This is a genomic window from Clavibacter lycopersici, assembly GCF_003576405.1.
In the GTDB taxonomy this organism is placed as follows: Bacteria; Actinomycetota; Actinomycetes; order Actinomycetales; family Microbacteriaceae; genus Clavibacter; species Clavibacter lycopersici.
In genome coordinates this window covers 1-2,250 of sequence record NZ_QWGT01000332.1, presented here as the reverse complement: position 1 = coordinate 2,250, position 2,250 = coordinate 1, and the positions used below count along the sequence as shown (strand labels likewise).

The following is a 2,250-nucleotide window of genomic DNA, read 5'->3' as shown; positions in this document are numbered from 1 at the left end:
GGGGGGGGGGCGGGGGGGGGGGGGGGGGGGGGGGGGGGGGGGGGGGGGGGGGGGGGGGGGGGGGGGGGGGGGGGGGGGTCAGCGCAGAGGCGTCAGCTGCGCGATGATCGGCCGGTGGTCGCTGCCGGCGCCGTCGCGGTCCTCGACGACGCGGAAGCCCGTGACCGCCCATCCGGGCGTCGCCATGATGTGGTCGATCGGCGTGCCGAGCAGCGCGGGGATCCCGGTCGGCCAGGTGCCGACGGCGGCGTTGCCCGATGCGCGCGCCGCGTCGACGCACTCGCCGAGGTCGGTGACCTGGTCGCGCTCGGTGGGCGTGCCGCCGTAGCGGCTCATGTGGTCGAGGGTCGCGTTGAAGTCGCCCGCGATGATCACGTTGCCCTCGTCGCAGCGCTTCCCGAGCCACGCGAGGTCGGCGCGCCAGTTCTCCATCTGCTCCGGGATGGGGGAGACGGGGTGCACGGCCATGATCACCGGCCCGTTGCCGTCGACCGGCTCCATGATGACCGTGGGCAGCACGCTCGTGGTGCCGCGGGACTCGTCCATCCGGTAGTCGCCGTAGGCCGCGCTGATGAGGATGGTGGTGGAGCGGGCGGCGGCCACGTCGTCGAACGCGGCGGTGCGGACCCACATCGGCCGCCCCGCCTCGCGCATGAGCACCGCGATCTCCGCGCCGGTCTCCTCGCGCGTCTCGGGGAGCGTGATGACGTCGGCGCCGGACTCGATCGCCAGGTCGGCGACAGCGCGGGCTCCCGTCGCGCCGCCGAGCGTGTTCCATGACAGGACGGTGACGTCCTCGTCCTGCGGCTCGGCGAAGGCCGTGTCGCCGAGCCCGCGCGTGGCGAGCACGGCCGAGTTCGCGCCGATGAACACGACGAGCAGGACGGCGAGGCTGCCGAGGAGGCGGCGACCCGGGCGGATCACCAGGCAGAGCACGAGGGTCAGCAGCAGGACGGCGGCTGCCGCGGCGACGAGGCCGCCGCGGATGGCGACGGCGTGGGCGACGAGGTAGGTCTGCTCCAGACCCAGCAGCTGCGGCCACGTGACGACGAGGAGCCCTGCGGCCGTGATGAGGATGACTGCTGCTCCGACGACGCGACCCATGACGTCGCCCACACTATGGCGGCTCTCTGGGAGAGCGCCGCCGCGGGACCGCGCGGGCCGGGGCGCCCGGGGGCCGCCGCGTAGGATGGCGGGATGCCGGAGGAGCAGCCAGGTCCCATCGACCTGCACACGCACAGCTCCGTGTCGGACGGCACCGAGTCGCCCGCCGAGCTCGTCGCCCAGGCCGCCGCGCAGGGCCTCTCGGCCGTGGCGCTCACCGACCACGACTCCACCGCCGGCTGGGCCGACGCCTCCGCCGCCGCCCTCGCGCACGGCATCACGCTCGTCCCCGGCATGGAGATGAGCACGCAGCTCGAGTACGCGAGCGTCCACGTCCTCGCCTACCTCTTCGATCCCCGGGACGCCGACCTCGCGGCCATGACCGCCCGCGTCCGCTCCGAGCGCATGACCCGCGCCGAGGCGATGGTCGGCCGCATCTCCCGCGACTACGCGCTCACCTGGGCCGACGTGCTCGCGCAGACCACGCCGGGCAGCACCATCGGCCGGCCCCACATCGCCGACGCGCTGGTGGCGCGCGGCCACGTGGCGACGCGCACGGCCGCGTTCGAGAGCATCCTGCACTGGCAGGGCGGCTACTACCGGCCGCACTACGCGCCGGATCCGATCCTCGGCGTCGAGCTGATCACGGCGGCGGGCGGCCTGGCCGTCCTCGCGCACCCGGGTGCCCGCGGGCCGGAGCGCGTGCTGTCGGACTCGCGCATGACCGCGCTCGTCGCCGCGGGCCTCTTCGGGCTCGAGGTGCGGCACCGCGACAACCCGCCCGCGTCCCGCGTGCGGCTCACGGAGCTGGCGGAGCGGTTCGGGCTCGAGGTCACGGGATCCAGCGACTACCACGGCGACGGCAAGCCCAACCGGCTCGCGGAGAACACCACCGAGCCCGCCGTGCTCGCCCGCATCGTCGAGCGTGCCTCGGGCTGGGCGCCGGTCGTGCCCGAGCCGGCCGGCTGATCCGACCTCGCGCCCGCTCGCCCGTGACCACGGGCGGCGGGCATGCGAGAGGGGCCGCATCCGGTGGATGCGGCCCCTCTCGTCGTGCGGTGCGGCGCTAGGACGTCGCGGTCGGGCGGTCGCCGCCCGAGCGACGGCGGCGGTTGCGCGAGCGCGGGCGGGTCTGGCCGTCGGCGT

Annotated in this window: 2 protein-coding genes; one reads left to right on the top strand and one right to left on the bottom strand. The window is 75.7% G+C overall.

Translation table 11 applies throughout. From position 1 onward, the window contains the following. Positions 1 to 78: 78 nt before the first annotated feature. Positions 79 to 1,116 carry an endonuclease/exonuclease/phosphatase family protein gene (locus DZG00_RS14695; protein ID WP_233549100.1) on the bottom strand — a complete coding sequence of 346 codons (1,038 nt, stop codon included), beginning with the start codon at positions 1,114 to 1,116 and terminating at the stop codon, positions 79 to 81. Positions 1,117 to 1,197: 81 nt separating this feature from the next. On the opposite strand from DZG00_RS14695, the gene DZG00_RS14690 reads away from it, so the two are divergent. Continuing rightward, complete coding sequence (locus DZG00_RS14690; RefSeq protein WP_119382374.1) at positions 1,198 to 2,073, top strand: PHP domain-containing protein; 876 nt, start codon at positions 1,198 to 1,200, stop codon at positions 2,071 to 2,073. Positions 2,074 to 2,250 lie beyond the last annotated feature (177 nt).

Excerpts from the sequence above, each read along its gene's own strand:
- DZG00_RS14690 (WP_119382374.1), top strand. The coding sequence starts at position 1,198 with ATGCCGGAGGAGCAGCCAGGTCCCATCGACCTGCACACGCACAGCTCC.